A 4450-nucleotide genomic window follows, 5' to 3' on the forward strand; every position below is an offset into this window, starting at 1 on the left:
GCCCGTCCAAAAAGGACGGGCGGGACGCCCATCCCACTTTCAAGAGTGGAAGTTATTTAATTCTCATTCCTTAGTCGTCTTCAGACGACTTTAGCTTTGAGGCAGGGGTTGAAACCCCTGTCGGACTGTCGGACTATCGGTTGCACGTTAAGTTGACACCTACGGGCACGGCGCTTTCCCTACAGGGGTTACAACCCCTACCGGACTGGGGTTTTGACGTTTTTGGGCACAGGAAGAAGGGCACGGCGTCTAAGCGCTTACCCGTAGCTTCAGATGGATGCAATGGCTAAAATAGTGTGATTTCTACCTAAAGGACTAGATATTTGCACGCAGTATCTGTCAGAATCTTTTTTAAGAAATGTTAACGTGAGACATCTTGGGAATTACCAGTTCCGCTCACCCACTCTAAAAATCCTTGAAGTGAATTCTGTCGGGGTAGCGATTGTTCCGTAGCGGCGAGCACACACCCGAAAAAGACCACACTGCCCAAAATTGCAATCAGCGGCAAAGGCTTACCCAGCCCAAAGTCCCGCTGAAGCCGAGCTAAGGGTCTGCTCTCGCGCCTGAGCATCTTTCCTACCGTCAGTTGTTTGAGACTAAAAGGATCGCGCACAAAATGACCGCTCCAGCTAATTACCATATGAGAATGGCAGTGGGGGCAAGTGAATAGTCCACTGACCATCCCGACGGGGCCTACGACGCTGGAACGGTTGCAGATCGGGCAAGTGACAGAATGAGTGTTATAGGTGGGAGCGTTCATAACTGTTTTTCTTGAGTAAAAAAAACTAACAAGTAATTGGGAGCCTGTGTTAACGCCAAAGGTATAGACCTTGAGAGGCACTTTTCCTTAATTCCTAGTTTACCGCTCCAATCGGGTCGATCGGAGCTCACTGCTTGGGAAAACCTGCAAATTGCCAATCCCGCAACGAGTGCAAGTCTGGAGCACAGGTGAGATTATATTGCAAAGGAGTTACGGTTATTCTGTTGTCGCGAATAGCTTGTACGTCTGTAGGAATATCATGTGGCACCGCCGAATCGGCGATTTCTTCTACATCTTCTAACAATTCCCCAGCCAGCCAATAATAAGTTTTGCCGCGCGGATCGGTGCGCTTTTGAAATATGTCGAAATAGCGGCGAATGCCTTGACGGGCGATCGCAACTCCGGTAATTTCTGCTTGTGAGACTGCTGGTATGTTGACATTCAACAGCATCGGTTTCGCCATTGGCTGTTTTTCCAACTGTGCCAGCAAGCTGACAGCGAAATCCACCGCCGGCCCAAATTCCTGCGAAGTAAAGCTCGCGAGGCTGAAAGCAATGCTGGGAATGCCTTCCATAATTCCTTCCATTGCTGCCGAAACCGTACCCGAACAGATGATATCCGTGCCTAAATTGGGCCCGTGGTTGATACCGGAAAGGACAAAATCCGGCGGTTTGTCAAGTAAAGCCCACAAAGCAAGTTTCACGCAGTCGGCGGGAGTACCCGAACAGGCCCAAGCTTGGACTGCGGGCTCAAAAATAGATTCGACAATTTCGGCGCGGATGGGTTGGTGCAAGGTAAGGCCGTGGCCGGTAGCGGAGCGCTCTCTGTCGGGACAAACTACGCTCACATCGTGGCCAGCGGCGGCGAGAGCGTTGGCGAGGCTGCGGATGCCTTGTGCAAAGATGCCGTCGTCGTTGCTAATTAAAAGTTTCATTGAAATTTTTATAGGCCTTATAGCAATCTTAAACTAGATTCAACTAGGGCGATCGCTCTAACCTCGAATTCCCTATTACAAATTATCCATAACTGCCATCAATCTAAAATATAAAATTTAAAATCTAAAATCAACAAGCTGTCGAGCCAAAATTGCGCTAAACTCAACTTGGCCCAAAACAGCCATCAATCTAAAATCTAAAATCTAAAATCAACAAGCTGTCGAGCCAAAATTGCGCTAAACTCAACTTGGCCCAAAACTGCCATCAATCTAAAATCTAAAATCTAAAATCTAAAATCTAAAATCAACAAGCTGTAGAGCCAAAATTGCGCTAAACTCAACTTGGCCCAAAACAGCCATCAATCTAAAATCTAAAATCTAAAATCTAAAATCAAAATGACTGTCCAGCTAAGCGACATTGAAACTCAACTAGAAACCCTCGGTCAAGAGTCCAAAAGTGCGATCGCCAGTGCCAATACCCTCGAACAACTCGAACATTTGCGCCTCGGCTACCTCGGCAAAAAAGGCCAACTCTCTCAAATTTTAGGCATGATGGGCAAACTGTCGCCAGACCAGCGGCCCAAAGTAGGGGCGATCGCCAATACAGTCAAAGAAGCCCTGCAAGCCGATTTAGAAGACAAGCGCGCCGCCCTCCAAACCGCCCAAATCCAAGCCAAATTAGCCTCAGAAACCATCGATGTCACCATGCCGGGGATTTTTCGCCCCCAAGGCCGCGTTCACCCCTTAAACGCCGTCATAGACCGCGCTCTCGATATCTTTGTCGGCCTCGGATACACCGTCGCCAACGGCCCGGAAATGGAGACAGATTATTATAACTTCGAGGCCCTGAACACACCGCCAGACCACCCAGCGCGGGATATGCAAGATACATTTTACCTACCAGGCGGCGACTTACTGCGGACTCAGACATCATCAGTGCAAATTCGCTACATGGAACAGCACAAACCCCCGATTCGGATTGTCTCTCCCGGCCGCGTTTACCGCCGCGATACTGTCGATGCTACTCACGCAGCAGTCTTCCACCAAATTGAACTTTTAGCAATTGATGAAGGTCTGACATTTACGGACTTGAAAGGCACAATTAAAGAGTTTTTGCGACAAATGTTCGGGCAAGATTTGCCGATTCGTTTCCGCACGAGTTACTTTCCCTTTACGGAACCTTCGGCCGAAGTGGATTTGCAGTGGAACGGCAAATGGCTGGAAGTTTTAGGCTGCGGAACGGTCGATCCTAATGTTCTTAAAGGAGTCGGTTTAGATCCAGAAAAGTATACTGGGTTTGCGGCCGGTTTTGGTGTCGAGCGGTTCGCAATGGTACTTTATGAAATCGACGACATTCGCCGGGTTTATGCTAGCGATTTGCGTTTTTTACGGCAATTTTAAAGCATGGTTTGGGGTCGGTTCTACAAACCCTCTAGAGATTTTGCTTAAGCTACATCAATTTTTCAGTTTCAAGTAAGCAGACAAGAGCCACAAAACCAGAAGATATGGTGGGCGGGTGAGTGCAAGTAACTCTTGCTATCCGACTTCTTTCAGGTCAAAACCCGCCCCCTCACATCAGTTTATTTATGCCCGCTGACTTAAGTAGACAAGGGCTTTGCACTTACCTACTTATTTATTTTCTACTTGCTAAAAACACCCTTGATGCTGTCAACAGCGCTCTCGACAGCATTCTTGGTATTATCTACTGCTTTCTGAGTCCGAGCTGAATCTTCCGATGCTCTTTTCTCAATGGTGGCCGCATCTTTCTTAGCTTTGCGCTCTACTACACTACCATCCTCCGATGAGCGATCGACTTTAGCAGCATTTGTCTTGGCAGTTTCCTTAACCTTCTCTTCTGTATCTCGGATGAAGTTCTTGGCTCGTCCAGCATCTTTGCTGGCTTTTTCTTGAACCGCATCGCCCGCATCTGCTGCTGCGATCAAGTTTACAGCAGGAGAAGCCATTGCTGCGGTGTTGGAGAAGAACGCACCAGACCAAACGAAGGCCATCGCTGACACGCAAAGCACAGTTGTAGCCATCCAGCGCCCGACAGTCGAAAGCCGTTTCGTAAAAGAATTCAGTTTCATAGAATACAAAAGGAGATATGACATTCTATTTTTACTCGATTTGAGCGATCGGCGGAACCGTTCTCTAGAGAGAGGTTATCCGCCCACAACGGTTAAAAAAGTTCCCTCTTTTGATAGATTCAAGCCAGGAAAGTCAGTCAATTTTAGATTTTAGATTTTAGATTTTAGATTTTAGATTTTAGAGTTGACTCCCCAGTCGCCCTTGGGAATCTTGAACTTTGGTGAGTCGATTGTAGATTTTAGATTTTAGATTTAACAATTAATATCAAATCTGTTAGCATCGGGATTATTCATCTATCTCTTCTCTGCATCAGCGTGAATCAGCGTCAATTAATTGTCATCTGCGGTTAAGCAATTTTCTTGTTTTTACCGCAGATACAGGCAGATTAACACAGATTAACGCAGATGAATTATATCAATTCCGGTTGCAGCTTCGGAATAGTAAATTAGAGTTGACTGTTCACGGCGTCAACAGTCAACCGTCAACAGTCAACATCATTACGGTGTTACCGGAAATGATATAAGTAGGTGCGACAGTCAAGCTATCATCAATCGGGCGATTATTGTCATAAAATATCGCTTCTAAGGAATGATATCGTTTCCGGTTGTATCGGAATGATTTAACCGCAGAGGGCGCAGAGAACGCAGAGGGAGAGAATACAGAGAGGA

The 4450-nt window shown here is 46.8% G+C and carries 5 protein-coding genes; 1 reads left to right on the forward strand and 4 read right to left on the reverse strand.

From position 1 onward, the window contains the following. Positions 1-361 precede the first annotated feature (361 nt). Positions 362-760, reverse strand: a complete 399-nt coding sequence (locus QUB26_RS31240; RefSeq protein WP_333246991.1) for a hypothetical protein — start codon at positions 758-760, stop codon at positions 362-364. A 127-nt stretch (positions 761-887) separates the two neighbouring features. Then, positions 888-1694, reverse strand: coding sequence for a 5'/3'-nucleotidase SurE (surE, locus tag QUB26_RS31245; protein ID WP_333052936.1), 807 nt, complete (start codon positions 1692-1694; stop codon positions 888-890). Positions 1695-2090: 396 nt separating this feature from the next. On the opposite strand from surE, the gene pheS reads away from it, so the two are divergent. Then, positions 2091-3095, forward strand: a complete 1005-nt coding sequence (gene pheS, locus QUB26_RS31250) for a phenylalanine--tRNA ligase subunit alpha (protein ID WP_333246989.1) — start codon at positions 2091-2093, stop codon at positions 3093-3095. A 239-nt stretch (positions 3096-3334) separates the two neighbouring features. Here the strand turns inward: pheS and QUB26_RS31255 are convergent, their stop codons facing one another. Together QUB26_RS31255 and QUB26_RS31260 are read right to left on the reverse strand one after the other, a co-directional pair. Next, entirely contained in the window at positions 3335-3781 is a 447-nt protein-coding gene (locus QUB26_RS31255; RefSeq protein WP_333303049.1) for a hypothetical protein, read from the reverse strand. A 475-nt stretch (positions 3782-4256) separates the two neighbouring features. Next, positions 4257-4450: hypothetical protein (locus QUB26_RS31260; protein WP_333233973.1), on the reverse strand; the 194-nt coding region annotated here is incomplete at its 5' end.

It is taken from the genome of Microcoleus sp. B4-C1 (assembly GCF_036705285.1).
Taxonomy (GTDB): domain Bacteria; phylum Cyanobacteriota; class Cyanobacteriia; order Cyanobacteriales; family Microcoleaceae; genus Microcoleus.